Here is a 16,582-nt window from a genome sequence, read left to right as displayed (position 1 = left end):
GCACGGGACGGACGGAGGAAACCACGGGGTCGGCACACACCCGCGCAACGCAAAGAAGCCGGGGCCGACGCAACAAGTGCGTCGACCCCGGCTTCTGCTAGTAGCGGGGACAGGATTTGAACCTGCGACCTCTGGGTTATGAGCCCAGCGAGCTACCGAGCTGCTCCACCCCGCGTCGGTGAGACCACTGTAGGCGACAACCCGGCCGAAACAGAAATCGTTAACACCCTCCCCCACGCCGGACTCAGCAGATCCGCGGCAACTGCTCCCCGATCGGCAGGTCGACCACCCGGGTGCCGCCGAAGCCGGTCCGGGCGACGACCATCCCGGGGTGGTCCTCGACGCACTCGCCGATCACCACCGCCTCCGCGCCCAGCGGGTGCGCCCGCATCGCGGCGAGCACGGCCTCCGCCTCGCCGCGCGGGACGAAGGCGACCAGCTTGCCCTCGTTCGCGACGTACATCGGATCCAGGCCGAGCAGGCCGCAGGCGTTGGCCACCGGCTCCGGGACCGGCACGGCCCGCTCGCTCACCACCACCCCCACCCCGGCCGCCGCCGCGATCTCGTTGAGCGCCGCCGCCAGTCCGCCCCGGGTGGGGTCGCGCAGCACGTGCAGATCGCGGGTCGCCGCCAGCATCGCCCCGACCAGGCCGCCGAGCGCCGCGCAGTCGCTGCGCACCTCGACCCCGAACTCCAGCCCCTCCCGGACGCTCATGATCGCCACCCCGTGCAGCCCGATCGGCCCGCTGACGATCACCACGTCGCCCGGCCGGGCCCGCTGCGGCCGGATGTCCACCCCGGCCGGGACGAGCCCGATGCCGGCGGTGTTCAGGTAGACGCCGTCCCCGTGCCCGGCCTCGACCACCTTGGTGTCCCCGGTGGCCACCTCCACCCCGGCGGTACGGGCGGCGGCGCCGAGCGCCCGGGCCACCCGGTCGACCACCGCCATCTCCACCCCCTCCTCCAGGATGAAGCCGCAGGACAGGTAGGCCGCCCGGGCCCCGCTCATGGCCAGGTCGTTGACCGTGCCGTTGACCGCGAGGTCCCCGATGCAGCCGCCGGGGAAGAACAGCGGCCGCACCACGTAGGAGTCGGTGGAGAAGGCGAGCCGGGCGCCGCCCAGCTCCAGCACCGCGGAGTCGCCGAGGCCCGCCAGCGCCGGACCGCCGAACGCGGGCGCGAAGAGGTTCTCCACCAGCTCGGCGGACATCGCCCCGCCGCCCCCGTGGCCCATCACCACCCGGGGGTGGTCGCGCAGCGGCAGCGGGCAGCTCCAGCCGGAGAAGTCGGGCGCGGGTTCCGTCAGGATCTCGGTGTCAGCCAACGGGGCTCGCCTCCTGGGCGGGGTTCGGCGCGCTCAGCCGCCGGTAGAGGTAGTACGCGGCGCAGGCCCCTTCGCTGGAGACCATGGTGGCGCCGAGCGGGGTGCGCGGGGTGCAGACCGTGCCGAAGGCCTCGCACTGGTGGGGCTTCAGCAGGCCTTGCAGCACCTCACCGGCCCGGCACTGGGCGGGCTCGCTGGTCCGGATGCCCGCGACGTCGAAGCGGTGCTCGGCATCGTGGTCCCGGTAGGCCGGGGCGAGCCGCCAGCCGCTGCGCGGGATCACCCCGATGCCCCGCCAGGGGCGGTCGGTCACCTCGAAGACGTCCTCCAGCATCGCCCGGGCGGCCGGGTTGCCCTCCGGCCGGACGGCCCGCGGGTAGGCGTTGTCGACGGTGTGCTCGCCGCGCTCCAACTGCCGTACAGTGCGCCGGATTCCCTCCAGGATGTCCAGCGGCTCGAAGCCGGTGACCACGATCGGCACCCGGTGGCGCTCGGCGAGCGCCGGGTACTCGGCGGTGCCCATCACGCTGCACACGTGCCCGGCGGCGAGGAAGGCCTGCACCCGGCAGTCCGGCGAGGCCATGATCGCGTCGATCGCCGGGGGCACCCGGACGTGCGAGACCAGCATGCTGAAGTTGCCCAGGCCCTGCTTCCGGGCCTGGTGGACGGCCATCGCGTTGGGCGGGGCGGTGGTCTCGAAGCCGATGCCGAAGAAGACCACCTCCCGGTCGGGGTTCTCCCGGGCGATCCGCAGCGCGTCCAGCGGCGAGTACACCACCCGGACGTCACCGCCCTCGCCCCGGACCCGGAACAGGTCGCGGTCGGTGCCGGGCACCCGCAGCATGTCCCCGAAGGAGCAGAAGATCACCTCGGGCCGGGCGGCGATCGCCAGTGCCCGGTCGATCACCTCCAGCGGGGTGACGCACACCGGGCAGCCCGGGCCGTGGATCAACTCGACCTCGTCCGGCAGTAGTTGGTCGATGGCATGCCGGATGATGCTGTGCGTCTGGCCGCCGCACACCTCCATCAGCGCCCACGGCCGGGTGACCGTCGCCCTGATGTCGGCGAGCAGGCCCGCCGCCAGCTCGGGGTTGCGGAACTCCTCCAGGTACTTCACCGCTCACCGCCCTCCTCGACCATGCCGGCCACTCCCGCCGGCCCGACCGCCGGCCCGTCCGTCGGCCCGTCCGACGCCGCCTCCCACGGGTCGCCGAACTCCTCCTGCAGCAGCCCGAGTTCCTCGAACAGCGCCAGGGTCCGCCGGGCCGACTCCTCGTCCAGGCGCTGCAACGCGAAGCCCACGTGGACGATCGCGTACTCCCCCACCCCCAGATCGGGCAGGTACTCCAGGCACACGTCCTTGACCACCCCGCCGAAATCCATCACCGCCATCCGGGTCCCGTCCCGCTCCCCGATCTCCGTCACCCTGCCGGGCACCGCCAGGCACATCCGCTCTCACTCCTCCCTGGCGGCCGACGACCGGCCGGCCACCATCAGCTGGCCGAGCGCCAGCCCTCCGTCGTTGGGCGGCACCCGGCGGTGCCGCAGCACGGTGAAGCCGTCCTCCCCGAGGCCGCGCGCGCAGGCCGAGGAGAGCAGCGCGTTGGCGAAGACGCCGCCGCTGAGCGCGACCGTGCCGGTGCCGTGCCGGTCCCGGACGACCGCGCAGATCCGCCGGACCAGGTCGGCCACCGCGGTGTGGAAGCGCGCGGCGACCAGCCCGACCGGTGCGCCCGCGGTCACGTCCGCGACCACCCCGGCCAGCACCGGTCCGGGATCGGCGGTCCAGCCGTCCCGGCGGGCGTCCAGCCCGAAGTCGTAGCCCGCGGCCGGGCCGAACTCCACGGCCGCCGCCTCCAGTTCGATCGCCGCCTGGGCCTCGTACCCGGCCCGGTGGCAGATCCCGGCCAGCGAGGACACCGCGTCGAACAGCCGGCCCATGCTGGAGGTCGGCACACAGTTCAGCCCGCGCGCCAACTGACTTTCCAGCAGCCGCAGTTCCTCCTCCGGGCAGGCCCGGACCGGCGGCAGCCCGGCGGCCCAGGGCAGCCCGGCCGCACGCAGGTGGGCGAGCGCCGTCCGGTACGGGCGCCGCACCGCCGCGTCCCCGCCCGGCAGCGGTACGTAGCCGAGGTGGGCGAGGCGGCGGAAGCCGTCGTAGTCGGCCAGCAGCACCTCGCCGCCCCAGATCGCGCCGTCCTCGCCGTAGCCGGTGCCGTCGAAGGCCACCCCGAGCACCGGGCGGCCGCCGTCCAGTCCGTGTTCGGCCAGCACGGCGGCGATGTGGGCGTGGTGGTGCTGTACCCGGCGCAGCGGCCGGCCGGCGGCGGTGCGCTCGGCGTGCCGGACCGAGCGGTAGCCGGGGTGCCGGTCGGCGACCAGCAGGTCGGGCCGCACCCCGCTGACCGTGCCGAGCTGCTCGACGGCGCGGTCGAAGGCGCGCAGGGTGGCCAGGTCGTCCATGTCGCCGATGTGCCCGGACAGCCAGGCGTAGCCGTCCCGGGCCAGCGCGAAGGCGTTCTTGAGGTCGCCGCCGACCGCGAGCACCGGCCGGACCGGCACCGGCAGCGGGAGCGGCAGCGGGGCGTACCCGCGCGAGCGGCGCAGCGGCAGCAGTTCGCCGTCCACCACCCGCACCACCGAGTCCTCGCAGGGCACGTGGATCGGCCGGTCGTGGCTGAGCCAGCCGTCCACCAGCGGGGCGAGCGCGGTGAGCGCCTGCCGGTCGTCGGTGACGATCGGCTCCCCGGAGAGGTTGGCGCTGGTCATCACCAGCAGGTCGGGCCCGGGGGCGGCGAGCAGCAGGTGGTGCAGCGGGGTGTACGGGAGCAGCACCCCGAGGTCGGGGCTGCCGGGGGCGACCGCCGGGAGTTCCGCCGCGAAGCCGCCGGGGCGGCGCAGCAGGACGATCGGCCGGACCGGGCCGGTGAGCAGTTCCCGCTCGACCGGCCCGAGCGGCCGTAGTTGCTCGACGGTGGCGAGGTCGCGGGCCATCACGGCGAAGGGCTTGTCGCCACGCCGCTTGCGTCGGCGCAGCAGGGCGACGGCCGCGGTGTCGCGCGCGTCGCAGGCGAGGTGGTAGCCGCCGATGCCTTTGACGGCGAGGACCGCCCCGTCGGCCAGCAGCCGCCGGGCCTCGCCGAGGGCGTCCTCGCCGTCGAGGGCGTCCTGCCCGGACACGGTCAGGGTGAGCCGGGGGCCGCAGGCGTGGCAGGCGACGGGCTGGGCGTGGAAGCGGCGGTCGGCGGGGTCGGCGTACTCGCGGGCGCAGTCCGGGCACATCGGGAAGCCGGCCATGGTGGTGTTGCCGCGGTCGTACGGCAGGCCGGTCACGATGGTGTGCCGGGGGCCGCAGTTGGTGCAGCTGATGAACGGGTGCCGGTGGCGCCGGTCGGCCGGGTCGATGAGTTCGGCCAGGCAGTCGGCGCAGGTCGCCACGTCGGGCGGGATCAGGGTGGCGCGCGGGCCGTCGGTGCGGGAGGGGGTGATGGTGAAGCCGGGGGTGCCGGTGGCGGCGAGCGGCGCGTGCTCGACCGAGGCGACCCGGGCCAGCGGGGGCGCGTCGGCGGCCAGCCGGTGGCAGAACGCGTCCAGGGCCGCCGGGCTGCCCTCGACCTCGGCGAGCACGCCCTCACCGGTGTTGGTGACGCTGCCGTCGAGCCCCAGCTCCCCGGCCAGCGCGAAGACGAACGGCCGGAAGCCGACGCCCTGCACCAGGCCGCGGACGGCGACCCGGCGCCGCTCACGGTCGAGCGCGGTCACGGGACCTCCGGCGCCGCGTGCTGGTGCCCCGCGGGTGTCCCGTGCCCATGCCCGTCGTACGCGTGCCCATCGTCCGTGTGCCCGTCATGGACGTGCCCCTCGTGCGCGTGCGCGTGCCCGTCGTGGACGTGCCCCGCGTGCCCGGCCGCCGCCATCACCGGCCGGTGCGGCACCGCGCCGTCCAGCAGGCCCGACGCCCGCTCCAGCAGCGCCCCGATCCCCTCCCCGCTGCGCGCCGAGGTGCGCACCACCTCCACCCCGGGGTTGACCCGCTGGACGTTCGCCAGGAACGTCGCCTCGTCGAACCCGACCGCCGCGGCGATGTCCGTCTTGGTCACCAGGACGAGGTTGGCCAGCCCGAACGCGGTCGGGTACTTCAGCGGCTTGTCCTCGCCCTCGGTGACCGAGGCCAGCACCACCCGCAGCGTCTCGCCGAGGTCGTAGGAGGCCGGGCAGACCAGGTTGCCGACGTTCTCCACGAACAGCAGCCGGCAGTCCTCGGGCAGCCAGCCGTCCAGGTGCCCGGCCAGCATCCGCGCCTCCAGGTGGCAGAGCCCGTCGGTCAGCACCTGCTTCACCGGCGCGCCCGAACGGGCCAGCCGTAGCGCGTCGTTCTCGGTGGCGAGGTCGGCGGTGAGCGCGGCGACCGGGATCCCGCGCCGCCGGGCGAGCCCCAACTCGGCCTCCAGCAGGGCGGTTTTGCCGCTGCCCGGGCTGGAGAGCAGATTGACCGCGGCGGTGCCGCGGGCGGCGAGCGCGGCCCGCAGGCCGCGGGCGCTGTCGTCGTTGCGGGCGAGGACCGCCCGCCGGAGGTCGACCGTGTGGCCCGTCTCGCACATCGGGATCAGCCTTTCTGCCCGGCCGGCGGGCACCGGGCCCACTCGACGTCGAGGATCTGGAGCTCGCGCCCGGCGAGCAGGTGGACGTTGCCGCCGGTGCGGCAGTTCGGGCAGCCGAGGTCCGGCGGCATGCCGACGGCCCATTCGACCGCGCAGGGCGCGCAGCGGGCCCGCGCCGTCACCGGCTCGGTGTCCAGCGCCGCGCCCTCCACCAGGGTTCCGGCGCAGGCCAGTTCGAAGCAGAAGTCGAGGGCCTCGGCGACCACCCCGGCCAACTCGCCCACCTGCAACCGCACTCGCGCCACCCCGGGGGCCCCGTGCCGCCGGGCGGCCTCGTCCACCTGCTCGACGACGGCGGCGGCGATCGACATCTCGTGCATCGGTCCCTTCCCACGGCGGGCGGCAACGCGCCCCATTACAGGGGTCGGTGGCGGCCACGGCCCGAAGCCGCGCCGCCACCGCACCCGGGGCTGCACCGTTCGCAGCAATCCGCGACTCACATCCGGGAGATCTTCAGGTACCGCTTGAGATCCGGCAGGCTCTGCCAGACCAGCGCGCCGAACGCGGTCAGCAGGGCCGCGCAGAACAGTTTCCTCAGCATGGTGTCGTCCTCCTCTCCGGCTGCGTGCTCTCCTCCGCCACGGCCCGGAGCACCATCCGAACGGCCTGCTCCACGGCGGCGGCGACGGGTTCGCTCAGCCCGATGCCCTCCTCCAGCGACGCCGGTTCGCAGCCGACCACCAGCACCCGTTCCGGCGCCGAGCCCCCGGTGCCGGCCGCGAGCGTGGCGAGCAGTCCGAGCACGGCGTCCGGGCCCATCCGGTGGCCGTCCAGGACGGGCACCTCCAGCGGTTCGGCGGCCGCCTCGATCAGGTAGACGGTGCCGGGTGCGCCGCCGCGGCAGGTGGCGTCCACCAGGACGGCGGTGCGATAGCCGTCGAGCAGCCGGTAGGCCAGGTCGACGCCGCGCACCCCGATGTCGACCAGCTCGACGCCCGCCGGCAGCGGGTGGGCGGCCAGCCGCCGGACGGTCTCGACGCCGAAGCCGTCGTCGCCGAGGAAGATGTTGCCGACCCCGGCGACCAGCACCTTCCCGCCGGTCACGACTCCTCCAGCGGGGTGACCTCGTCGGGCTGGAAGTAGCGGAAGCGCCCCTGGGCCCGCCAGAGGTCCGCGCCCGGGTCGTCCTCCACCGTGACGGCCAGGTGCACCGAGCCGTCGACGTCGTGCAGGACCGCCTCGACGACGCCGGTCCGCCCGGCCAGGAAGAGGTCCTGGGCGTCGGTGCGTCGCCGTCCGGGTCGCAGCACCACCCGGCTGCCCGCGCCGACCGACCGGCCGTCGACCAGCACCCGGTCCCGCTCGGGGTCCACCGTCGGGTCGCCGCCCGGGTCCCACCAGGGCTGCTCGGGGCCGGAGTCGCCGGTGATCTCGCGCAGCCCCCGGACCGCGCCGTGCAGCCGTTCCAGCACCTCGGGCGGCATCGACTCGGCCAGGTCGACCACCGCGCCGGCCCGGTCGTCGGTGCCCCGGGCCTCGCGCTTCTCGTCCTCGGTCAGGGCCGCCGTGCGCAGCGCCAGGATCTCGTCGATCTCGGTGGCGTCGTAGAGGGTGCCGAGGCTCTCCGGGGCGATCCTCGGGTGGTCCTCCAGGATGATCGGCGAGGAGAGCAGCACCCGGTTGTCGCCGTCGGCGCCGGCCAGCACCGGCCAGGTGTGCTTGTTGCGGCAGCGCTGGACGGCCGGGCGGGCCCACTCGGGCGGATCGGTGACCGAGAGGAAGCGGCCGTGCTCCAGTCCGAGCAGCAGGTGGACGGAGACCAGGGAGCGCGGCAGCGCCTCCTCGCGGCCGGTCTTGCGGCGCGGTGTCCAGGTGGAGGCGTTCTCCACCTCGACGGTGAGCCGCTGGGCCCGGTACGGGCCGGGCAGTTCCTCGACCCGCAACCGCACCAGCCCGTCGACCTGTTCGCGCCGTCGCACCAGCCGGCCGACCGCCGTGCCGTGCTCGTGCAGCAGCTCGGTGCTGCCGACGCCCGGCAGCCGGAACCCGTGCTGCTGCCCTCCCGTGCCGGTCAACTCCTCGACCGGCAGCAGCAGTTCGATCCGCTCCTCGACGCCCTCGTCCCATTCGACCAGCACCCGGTCGGCCAGCTCCAGCCGCTCCACCGGCTCGAACTGCCCGTTGGCAGTGGCCTGTTCGACGGTGCGCCGCTGGACCCGCAGGAAGCGCAGCTCGACCGCCAGCCGGTCGTCGGCGCGCGCCTCCATCACGCATTCGGTGCGCTGGTGGGAGTGCTCGCCGCCCTGTGCGGTGTACTCGGGCGGCACCAGGACGCCGAACTGCCAGCGCAGCCGGTTCTTGGCGGCCGAGGCACGGTAGGGGTAGAGCACGTAGCCCTCCAGCAGTACCGCGTCGGCGATCTGCCGGGCGGCCGCGAAGCCGCGCTCGATCCCCTCGGGGAAGCCGTTCACCGGGCCCCCTCCGCCACCTCGGCGCCGGCCAGCAGTTCGCGCACCGTCGCCTCCCAGGAGGGCAGGGCCCGGCGGGAGCGGTAGGCCAGCAGTTCGTCGAGGACGTCCTCGGGCAGCCGCAGCCAGCCGCAGCCGGGGAAGTGCCGGTCGACGGCCTCCCGCCAGACCCGGACCGGCATCCGCACCCGGGCCTCCTTGTCCCAGGGCACCGGGGTGACCTGGAAGCCGCCGGGCCCGGCGAAGGCGGTGCCGGAGAACAGCAGCAGCAGCGGCACCTCGCCGCCGTCCAGTGCGCGGAAGTACCGGGCGCCGGCCACCTCCAGGTCGTAGCTGGCCGGGACGACGAGGTCGGCCTCGGTCTCCCCGGTGAAGCCGGGCACCAGCAGCGGCACGGTGGCGAACTGGATCGGGTTGAGCGTGGTCGCCCAGCGCTCCCGGCCGCCGAACAGGTCGGTCAGCCGCTCGCCCTCGGCGTCGCCGTACGGCCGGCGGGCGGGTTCGATCCGCAGCTGGCACTGCAGCGCGAGGGCGTGCACCCGGGTGTCGGCGGGCGCCGTGATCCGCAGCCGGAACACCAGGGTCGGCCCGGCCGCGTACGGGTCGGTGCGCACCCCGGTGCAGGCGAAGCCGAGCGTCGTCACGCCGTCACCGCCGTCGGCAGCGGGCGGGCCCGGACGGTCAACTGCCCGAAGAACGCGTCGAGTTCGGCCTGCGCCTCGGCTCCGCCGTCGAAGCCGTGCCAGCACCGCCGGAGCCGGCCGACCAGTTCGTAGCAGACGTCGATCGGCACCAGGAAGCAGGACACCCGCCCCTCCGTGCGGCGCAGCAGCAGCGCCTCCACGTCCGGTTCCAGGGCGGCGGCCAGCCGGTTCGCGCCGAGGGCGCGCTGCCAGGCCTCCTGGTCCACCTCGCTCTCGGTGGCGCCGGCCGGCCCGGGGTAGAAGGCGAGCAGCCGGTCGAGCACGGCGTTGCGGAACAGGAAGACGGTGCCGACCGGGACGCCCAGCACCGACCAGGCCCGCTCGTCGACCGTTCCGTCCGGGTCGGTGAGGACCCGGTCCGGGACGGTGCGGTAGCGGCCGCCGGCCGCGCCCGGCTGCTCGAACAGCAGGCCGCAGGCGGTGCAGCTGCAGGCCAGCGCGCGGTCCTCGACGTCGACCAGGTGGCGGTGGCCGGGGGGCAGGTCGCGGCCGCACAGGCCGCACTGTTCGGGGCGCGGCGGGGCCGGCTCGCGCAGTCGGCGCAGCAGGGCGGTCCCGTCCCGGGAGACCCTGCGGGTGTTCACCGGGCCTCCGCGGGCTGCGGCGGGCGGCTGCCGATCTGGAGCAGTTGCGGGGCGCGCTCCAGTTCCAGGGCGGTCACCTCGGGCACGTGGCGGGCGAGGGCGGCCTCCACCTCCTGTTCCCCGCAGCCGCAGCCGGTGGCCGTGCGGCGCAGCCGCAGGGCGCCGGTCACGGGGTCGAAGCCGAGCACCTCGATCCGCTCGGGCAGGTCGGCCAGCGCCCGGCCGATCCGGGCGGTGACGTCCTCGGGGTGCAGGTCGTGCAGGAGCAGCAGCCCGGCGACCGCCGGGTCGTCCAGCATCCGTTCCAGGGCGGGCGGCGGCAGCGCCGGGACGAGTCTGGCCAGTCCCTCGCCGTAGAACTCCATCAGGTCGCGGACGAGTTGCTCGCCCGCCTGCTCGGCGCCGCTGCCGGCCAGTGCGTCCAGGGCCTGCTGGATCCGCAGCCCGGTCTGTTCGGCCGTCATGCGGTGAGCCCGCTCAGGCCGGTGGGCACGTGCATGGTCTTCAGGGTGCGGCCGTTGCCGACGTACATGTGCACGCCGCAGGGCAGACAGGGGTCGAAGCTGCGCACGGCGCGCATGATGTCGATGCCCTTGAAGTTCTCCGGGGAGTTCTCCTCGAAGATCGGGGTGTTCTGCACCGCGTCCTCGTACGGTCCGGGCGTGCCGTAGCTGTCCCGCACGCTGGCGTTCCACGGGGTGGGCGGGTACGGGTGGTAGTTGGCGATCTTGCCGTCGCGGATGACCATGTGGTGCGAGAGCACGCCGCGCACGGCCTCGGTGAAGCCGCAGCCGATGGACTCGTCCGGCACCTCGAAGCGCTCCCAGGTCTGGCTGCGCCCGGCGCGGACCTCGTCGAGGGCCTTCTCGGCGAAGTGCAGGGCGGCGGCGGCCGCGTAGGCCTGGAAGTAGGTGCGGGCGCGGTTGCGCTCGATGGCGTTGCTCCACTGCGGGATCTTCCACTCGAAGCTGACCTCGGGCTTGGTCATCGAGCGGGGCAGGTTGATCACGACGCTGTGGCCGGTGGCCTTGACGTAGCCGATGTCGACCAGGCCGGAGAGCGCGGTGGACCACAGCCGGGCGATCGGGCCGCCGCCGGTGTCCAGGGCGAGGTGGTCCTTGCCGTCGAACCAGCGCGGGGACATCACCCAGCTGTACTTGTCGTCGAAGTTGCGCTTCTGCGGCTGGGGGATGGTGTGCTGGTTCCACGGGTGCCGGGGGTCGACCGGGTTGCCGAGCGGGTCGTGGGTGACGAACTGTTCCTTGCCCTGCCAGTCCTCGTAGTAGGAGCTGCCGAGCAGGATCCGGATGCCGAGGTTGATCTGCGTCAGGTCGTTGGTGACCAGCTTGCCGTCCACCACGACGCCGGGGGTGACGAACATCCGTCGGCCCCAGTCGGTCATGTTGCGGTAGGTGAAGTCGCAGTGGTCGGGGTCGTTGAGGCTGCCCCAGCAGCCGAGCAGGACCCGGCGCCGGCCGACCTCCTCGTAGCCGGGCAGCGCCTGGTAGAAGAAGTCGAAGAGGTCGTCGTGCAGCGGCACGACCTTCTTCATGAACTCGACGTAGCGCATCAGCCGGGTCAGGTAGTCGGTGAACAGCTGCACGGTGGCGACCGTGCCGACGCCGCCCGGGTAGAGCGTGGAGGGGTGCACGTGGCGGCCCTCCATCAGGCAGAACATCTCCCGGGTGTACCGGCTGACCTGCAGCGCCTCGCGGTAGAACTCGCCCTCGATCGGGTTGAGCGAGCGCATGATGTCGGCGATGGTCTTGTAGCCGTGGTCGCCGGCGTGCGGGGCCTCGGTGCGTTCGGCGAGTTCGAGGACGCCCGGGTTGGTCTCGCGGACCATCTTCTCGCAGTAGTCGACCCCGACCAGGTTCTCCTGGAAGATGTTGTGGTCGAACATGTACTCGGCGGCCTCGCCGAGGTTGATGATCCATTCGCCCAGGTGCGGGGGCTTCACCCCGTAGGCCATGTTCTGGGTGTAGACCGAGCAGGTGGCGTGGTTGTCGCCGCAGATCCCGCAGATCCGGCTGGTGATGAAGTGGGCGTCGCGCGGGTCCTTGCCGCGCATGAAGACGCTGTAGCCGCGGAAGACCGAGGAGGTGCTGTAGCACTCCGCGACCCGCTTCTGCTTGAAGTCGATCTTCGTGTGGATGCCCAGACTGCCCACGATCCGGGTGATCGGATCCCACGACATCTCGGTCAGGCCGCTGCCGTCGCCGGCCGCCCTGGTCGTCGGTGTTGCCATCGTCTCTGCGTTTCCTTGTCTACGGGGTCTGCGGGTTCCACTGGCCGGGCGGCGGCCGACGGGGGCCGCACACCGGGGGCGGTGTGCGGCCCTCCGCTGTCACCAGGGCGGGCGGTAACCCGTGGTCAGCTGGCGGCCGGTGCGGCGCCACTTGGGTTCCTTGTCGACGGTCTGCTGGGTGATCGCGCGCAGTCGGCGGATCACCGCGCCGTACACGGTGCTGGCGCCGGTGGAGACGCGTGCGCCGGGCGGCGGGTCCATGAAGGGCATGAACTTGTCCGGGAAGCCGGGCATGGTGCAGGCGATGCAGATGCCGCCCACGTTCGGGCAGCCGCCGACGCCGTTGATCCAGCCGCGCTTGGTGACGTTGCACTTGACGACCGGGCCCCAGCAGCCGAGCCGCACCAGGCACTCGGGGGTGCCGTAGTCGGTGGCGAACTGGCCCTGTTCGTAGTAGCCGCCGCGGTCGCAGCCCTCGTGCACGGTGGCGCCGAACAGCCAGGCGGGCCGCAGCTTGTCGTCGAGCGGGATCATCGGCGCGGAACCGGCCAGCTGGTAGAGCAGGTAGGTCAGGGTCTCGGCGAAGTTGTCGGGCTGGATCGGGCAGCCCGGGACGCAGACGATCGGCAGTCCGGCCTTGGACTTCCAGTCCCAGCCGAGGTAGTCCGGCACGCCCATCGCGCCGGTCGGGTTGCCGGCCATGGCGTGGATGCCGCCGTACGTGGCGCAGGTGCCGATCGCGACCACGGCGGTCGCCTTGGAGGCGAGCCGGTCCAGCCACTCACTGGTGGTGATGGGCTGGCCGGTGGCGGGGTCGTCGCCGAAGCCGCACCAGTAGCCCTCCTTCTTGATCTTCTCGTTGGGGATCGACCCCTCGACGACCAGCACGAACGGTTCGAGCTCGCCGCGGTCGGCCTTGAAGAACCATTCGACGAAGTTGTCCGCGCCCTGGACCGGGCCGCACTCGAAGTCGATCAGCGGCCAGTGCACGGCGACCTTCGGCAGGCCGGGCAGCGCGCCGGTGACGATCTCCTCGATGCTGGGCTGCATCGCGGCGGTCAGCGAGACGGAGTCGCCGTCGCAGCTGAGGCCCGCGTTGATCCAGAGAATGTGCACCACGTCGGTGTCGGTTGTTGCAGCACCCATGAGGATGCCTCCTCGGGGATGGGAGCCGGGGTGAGTGGCTCGAACCCAGTCATAGCAACGCTCGGGGACGGCCGCCGCTCCGCGCGGCGGGCGGGACCGCCCGGTGCGCGCAAGGCCGGCGGGGCCGTTCGGGTCACAGCCGGGCGCGGAGCCCGGCGGGCACCGGGCGCTTGCGCACGAATGCGGACCGCAGCGCGTGGTACGGCGATTCGGGTGCGAAGAACTGCCGGTGCATGACCGTGAGCTCCTCCTCCCGGTACGCGGCGAGCGGCTTCACCCGCTCGTCGGCCTCGCGCGCCGCCTTCTTCGCCGCGATCCGGCGCTGGGCGCCGGGCGAGGCGGCGAGCAGCCCGGCCAGTCGGGCCGCGGCGGGACCGAAGCCCTCCGGCCCGGCGTCGAGCACCCGGTCGACCAGGCCGAGCCGTTCGGCGGTGGTCGCGGACACCGGGAGGGCCTGGCGGGTCAGCCGCTCGGCCTCCGCCGCGCCCACCCGGCGCGGCAGGGTGTACGTCCAGTACTCCGAGCCGTACAGCCCCATCAGCCGGTAGTGCGGGTTGAGCACGGCACCGCGGCGGCACCACACCTCGTCGGCGGCCAGCGCCAGCATCACCCCGCCGGCCGCGGCGTTGCCGCCGAGGGCGGCGACCACCAGCCGGTCGGTGGTGGTGAGCACCTCGGCGACCAGGTCGTCCATCGCGGTGATGGTGGCCCAGGACTCGGCGGCCGGGTCCTCGGCGGCCTCGATGACGTTGAGGTGGATGCCGTTGGAGAAGAAGTCCCGGCCGCCGCCCAGCACCAGCACCGAGGTCGGGCGGCCGAGCGCGAAGCGGTAGGCCGCCCGCAGCCGGCGGCAGTGGTCGGCGGACATCGCGCCGCCGGGGAAGGAGAAGTGCAGGAAGCCCACCGGGCCGTCCTCGCGGTAGCGCAGGTCCGACCAGCCGACGCGCTCGCCCGGCTCCGGCATCAGCGGCGCCGAACGCTCCGGGACGGGCGGCAGCAGGGCGCCGAGCGCCGTCACGGCCGGGAGCTTGAAGGTCGCGGGCCCGCCCGGGGTGCGGCGGCGGCGAAGTTCGGGGAGCCACACTGCTCCGTCCGGGGTAGCCCGGCAGACGGCGCCGGCCCGGGTGGCGAGCAGGTCGCCCGGGCGGCCGCGCAGCAGCGGCTCGGGGTGGCCGCCGTGCAGGTACCACTCGGCGCCGCACAGGTCGTCCAGCACCCCGGGCTGGGAGTCGGCGGCGCGCAGCCGGCGCAGCACCGCCTCGGTGGTGTCGGCGGTCCAGTCGATCCGGCGCTCGGCCTGGCGCAGTGCCGGCCGGGTGCGGACGGTCCCCTGCCAGCCGGGGCCGTGCTGCGGCTGGGGCGCGTGGGTGCCGGAGGCGACCCGCTCCACGGCGAGCAGGGCGGCGGCCACGGCGGCGTCGGAGACCTCGTTGCGGTAGAGGTCGCTCTTCCCGCGCCCGGGCAGACGGCAGGGCGCCCAGGCCCAGACCGGTCCGGCGTCCATCTCCTCCTCGGCCTGGAGCACGGTGACGCCCCACTCGGTGCGGCCGTCCTGGATCGCCCGGTCCAGCGAGGAGGGACCGCGGTCGCCGGGCGGGCCGGGGTGGACGACCAGGCAGGTGAGCCGGGACCAGACCTCCCGCGGGATCGCGCTGCGCAGCATCGGCGCGAGCAGCAGGTCCGGCCGCAGCCGGTCCACCGCAGCCGTCAACTCGTCTTCGTCACCGGCCAGTTGGACGTCCACCTGGTGGCGTCGGTCGCGCAGTTCGGCGTGCAGGCGCTGGCTGAGACTGTTGAACGCGCTGGCGAGGAGCAGGATCCGCATGTCCGCCTCCGACGGTGAGGGCCTCCGGGATCCCGCAGATCATCGCCTTCGGGCCGTCCGGCCCCCGGCCCGTCCGTCCCGCCGCGCCGCCCGTTCACCCGGGCGGCGGGGCGGGCGCTCGGGCGGCCCCGGGCCGCTCAGCCGACGGTGAGGGTGCCGTGCATGAACGGGTGGATGGTGCAGATGTACGGGTGGGCGCCGCTCTGCGGGGCGGTGAAGGTGGCGGAGGCGCCGGGCTGGATCGGGCCGGTGTCGAAGGACTTGTCGTCGGCGGTGAGGGTGTGGGCGGCGGAGTCCTGGTTGACCACGGTGACGGTCTGCCCGGGGCTGACCGTGAGGGCGGCGGGGGCGAAGGCGAAGTTCCTGATGGTGACCTGGGCGGCGGCGTTGCCGCTGGGCGCGGCGGGGCTGGTCAGGGCCGCGTCGGCCACCGAGCCGGAGGCGCTGTTCGACGGGGTGCCGGAGCCGGCGCAGCCCGCGAGGGCGGCGGAGAGCAGCAGCGCGGCGGCTGCCCGGAGGGGGCGGGGGCGGGTCACGGACGGGCTCCGTTCGGGAGGGGTGCGGGGGCGTGGTTCCAGCCTCCGTCGGCCCGGTGCCGCCGTGGTCGGGCCGAGGGCTCCGGACAGCCCGCCGTTTCATTCCTGAGAGTGAAAGAGCGGGCCCGGAGTTGACGGCGGGTGGTCCGCGCGGACGGGCGATGCGCGGGAATTGTGGAGATTCCTCCCCCCTCGGCTGCCACGCGGCGCACCGGGTAGGCGCCCCCGGGTAGGCCGGAGCGTGCCGGTCGGGCGCGCCGTGACCACAGGAGGCCGCGATGCAGTTGTCCACCGTCCGCCCGGTGCCCGTCACCTTCCCCGACAGCGCGGCGCCCGACGTCCCGATCGAGGCCCAGCTGCGCTTCGACGCGAGCCTGCCGTACGCCGCCTGCCTGGCGTTCCCGCTCACCCCGTGCCGGTGCACCGGGGACACCGCCCGGGTGTGCTGGTACTTCAGCCGGGAGCTGCTGAACGAGGGCCGGCTCACCCCCGTCGGCAGCGGCGACGTGCAGGTCCGGCCGGGTCCGGCGGGCGAGGTGCTGATCACCTTGCGGGGGCCGGTCGGGCGGGCCGTGGTCAGCGCCCCGGAGGAGTTGGTCACGGCCTTCCTCTCGGACTCCTTCACGCTGGTGCCGGCCGGGTCGGAGTCCGAGCACCTCGACCTCGACCGCGCGCTCGCCCGGCTGCTCGACGCCGGCTGAGCCGGGCGCCCGCCCTCCTCCGTAGAATCCTCGGGCCGCTCCCGCCCGCCCTCAGGAGGCCCCGTTGACGCCCGACCCCGGACCAGGTGTGCTCACCCGGCTGGATTCCCTGCTCCGGCGGACCCCCGCCGACCGCGGCGGGGCGCTGTGGCGGCTGCAGGAGGACGGCCGCCAGCTGGACGCCAACATCATCCGCCTCCCGGCCGACGCCGAGGTCCCCGCGCACGTCGAACCGGACCTCGACGTGCTGCTCCAAGTACTCGACGGCAGCGGCCGGTTGGAGACGGACGGCACCGGGCAGCCGCTCTCCCCCGGCTGCACCGCCTGGCTCCCGCGCGGCGCCCGCCGGGCCCTGGCGGCGGGCGGGGACGGCCTGGTCTACCTCACCGTCCACCGCCGCCGCCCCGGCCTCACCGTCCGCCCGGCGCCGGCCGGGTAGACCCGT

The 16,582-nt window shown here is 74.3% G+C and carries 18 protein-coding genes and 1 tRNA gene; 2 read left to right on the top strand and 17 right to left on the bottom strand.

Annotation, left to right across the window (positions count from 1 at the left end):
• Nucleotides 1-101 precede the first annotated feature (101 nt).
• From ACIP4P_RS02070 to ACIP4P_RS01990, 17 genes are all read right to left on the bottom strand, one after another.
• Nucleotides 102-175: transfer RNA gene (locus ACIP4P_RS02070), tRNA-Met, on the bottom strand.
• A gap of 69 nt (nucleotides 176-244) precedes the next feature.
• Complete coding sequence (hypE, locus tag ACIP4P_RS02065) at nucleotides 245-1,324, bottom strand: hydrogenase expression/formation protein HypE (RefSeq protein WP_350510826.1); 1,080 nt, start codon at nucleotides 1,322-1,324, stop codon at nucleotides 245-247.
• On the bottom strand, nucleotides 1,317-2,441 hold the full coding sequence (gene hypD / locus ACIP4P_RS02060; RefSeq protein WP_400913761.1) for a hydrogenase formation protein HypD: 1,125 nt from the start codon (nucleotides 2,439-2,441) through the stop codon (nucleotides 1,317-1,319). Before hypD ends, hypE begins: the two co-directional genes overlap by 8 nt.
• Nucleotides 2,438-2,773: a HypC/HybG/HupF family hydrogenase formation chaperone gene (locus ACIP4P_RS02055; protein WP_400913759.1), complete on the bottom strand. Its 336-nt coding sequence runs from the start codon at nucleotides 2,771-2,773 to the stop codon at nucleotides 2,438-2,440. The genes hypD and ACIP4P_RS02055 overlap by 4 nt, the downstream gene beginning before the upstream one ends.
• Before the next feature lie 6 nt (nucleotides 2,774-2,779).
• Complete coding sequence (gene hypF, locus ACIP4P_RS02050) at nucleotides 2,780-5,086, bottom strand: carbamoyltransferase HypF (RefSeq protein ID WP_400913757.1); 2,307 nt, start codon at nucleotides 5,084-5,086, stop codon at nucleotides 2,780-2,782.
• On the bottom strand, nucleotides 5,083-5,925 hold the full coding sequence (hypB, locus tag ACIP4P_RS02045) for a hydrogenase nickel incorporation protein HypB (protein WP_400913755.1): 843 nt from the start codon (nucleotides 5,923-5,925) through the stop codon (nucleotides 5,083-5,085). Before hypB ends, hypF begins: the two co-directional genes overlap by 4 nt.
• A gap of 5 nt (nucleotides 5,926-5,930) precedes the next feature.
• Nucleotides 5,931-6,305, bottom strand: coding sequence for a hydrogenase maturation nickel metallochaperone HypA (hypA, locus tag ACIP4P_RS02040; protein ID WP_400913753.1), 375 nt, complete (start codon nucleotides 6,303-6,305; stop codon nucleotides 5,931-5,933).
• A 116-nt stretch (nucleotides 6,306-6,421) separates the two neighbouring features.
• Nucleotides 6,422-6,526 (bottom strand): DUF6893 family small protein, encoded by a 105-nt coding sequence (locus tag ACIP4P_RS02035; protein WP_400913752.1) that lies wholly within the window; start codon nucleotides 6,524-6,526, stop codon nucleotides 6,422-6,424.
• Nucleotides 6,520-7,029 carry a hydrogenase maturation protease gene (locus ACIP4P_RS02030; RefSeq protein WP_400913750.1) on the bottom strand — a complete coding sequence of 170 codons (510 nt, stop codon included), beginning with the start codon at nucleotides 7,027-7,029 and terminating at the stop codon, nucleotides 6,520-6,522. The genes ACIP4P_RS02035 and ACIP4P_RS02030 overlap by 7 nt, the downstream gene beginning before the upstream one ends.
• Entirely contained in the window at nucleotides 7,026-8,396 is a 1,371-nt protein-coding gene (locus tag ACIP4P_RS02025) for a hypothetical protein (RefSeq protein ID WP_400913749.1), read from the bottom strand. Before ACIP4P_RS02025 ends, ACIP4P_RS02030 begins: the two co-directional genes overlap by 4 nt.
• Nucleotides 8,393-9,037, bottom strand: coding sequence for a DUF6084 family protein (locus ACIP4P_RS02020; protein ID WP_400913747.1), 645 nt, complete (start codon nucleotides 9,035-9,037; stop codon nucleotides 8,393-8,395). Before ACIP4P_RS02020 ends, ACIP4P_RS02025 begins: the two co-directional genes overlap by 4 nt.
• On the bottom strand, nucleotides 9,034-9,681 hold the full coding sequence (locus ACIP4P_RS02015; RefSeq protein ID WP_400913745.1) for a DUF5947 family protein: 648 nt from the start codon (nucleotides 9,679-9,681) through the stop codon (nucleotides 9,034-9,036). Before ACIP4P_RS02015 ends, ACIP4P_RS02020 begins: the two co-directional genes overlap by 4 nt.
• The gene (locus tag ACIP4P_RS02010) at nucleotides 9,678-10,145 is read right to left on the bottom strand and encodes a thioredoxin (RefSeq protein ID WP_400913742.1); all 468 of its coding nucleotides are present in this window, start codon (nucleotides 10,143-10,145) and stop codon (nucleotides 9,678-9,680) included. Before ACIP4P_RS02010 ends, ACIP4P_RS02015 begins: the two co-directional genes overlap by 4 nt.
• Nucleotides 10,142-11,929 carry a nickel-dependent hydrogenase large subunit gene (locus tag ACIP4P_RS02005; protein WP_350510836.1) on the bottom strand — a complete coding sequence of 596 codons (1,788 nt, stop codon included), beginning with the start codon at nucleotides 11,927-11,929 and terminating at the stop codon, nucleotides 10,142-10,144. The genes ACIP4P_RS02010 and ACIP4P_RS02005 overlap by 4 nt, the downstream gene beginning before the upstream one ends.
• Before the next feature lie 99 nt (nucleotides 11,930-12,028).
• Nucleotides 12,029-13,075 carry a hydrogenase expression protein HypE gene (locus ACIP4P_RS02000; RefSeq protein WP_350510837.1) on the bottom strand — a complete coding sequence of 349 codons (1,047 nt, stop codon included), beginning with the start codon at nucleotides 13,073-13,075 and terminating at the stop codon, nucleotides 12,029-12,031.
• Between the two features lie 133 nt (nucleotides 13,076-13,208).
• On the bottom strand, nucleotides 13,209-14,900 hold the full coding sequence (locus ACIP4P_RS01995; protein WP_400913740.1) for a hydrogenase maturation protein: 1,692 nt from the start codon (nucleotides 14,898-14,900) through the stop codon (nucleotides 13,209-13,211).
• 137 nt (nucleotides 14,901-15,037) lie between these two features.
• A complete protein-coding gene (locus tag ACIP4P_RS01990) occupies nucleotides 15,038-15,436 on the bottom strand; it encodes a cupredoxin family copper-binding protein (protein ID WP_400913738.1) in 399 nt (132 codons plus the stop codon).
• Between the two features lie 278 nt (nucleotides 15,437-15,714).
• On the opposite strand from ACIP4P_RS01990, the gene ACIP4P_RS01985 reads away from it, so the two are divergent.
• Nucleotides 15,715-16,137 carry an SsgA family sporulation/cell division regulator gene (locus tag ACIP4P_RS01985; RefSeq protein WP_400913736.1) on the top strand — a complete coding sequence of 141 codons (423 nt, stop codon included), beginning with the start codon at nucleotides 15,715-15,717 and terminating at the stop codon, nucleotides 16,135-16,137.
• Nucleotides 16,138-16,201: 64 nt separating this feature from the next.
• On the top strand, nucleotides 16,202-16,576 hold the full coding sequence (locus ACIP4P_RS01980) for a cupin domain-containing protein (RefSeq protein ID WP_400913735.1): 375 nt from the start codon (nucleotides 16,202-16,204) through the stop codon (nucleotides 16,574-16,576).
• The last annotated feature ends 6 nt before the right edge of the window (nucleotides 16,577-16,582 follow it).

This window comes from Kitasatospora sp. NPDC089509, assembly GCF_044749365.1.
GTDB lineage: Bacteria > Actinomycetota > Actinomycetes > Streptomycetales > Streptomycetaceae > Kitasatospora.
This window is presented reverse-complemented; position numbering and strand designations above follow the sequence as displayed.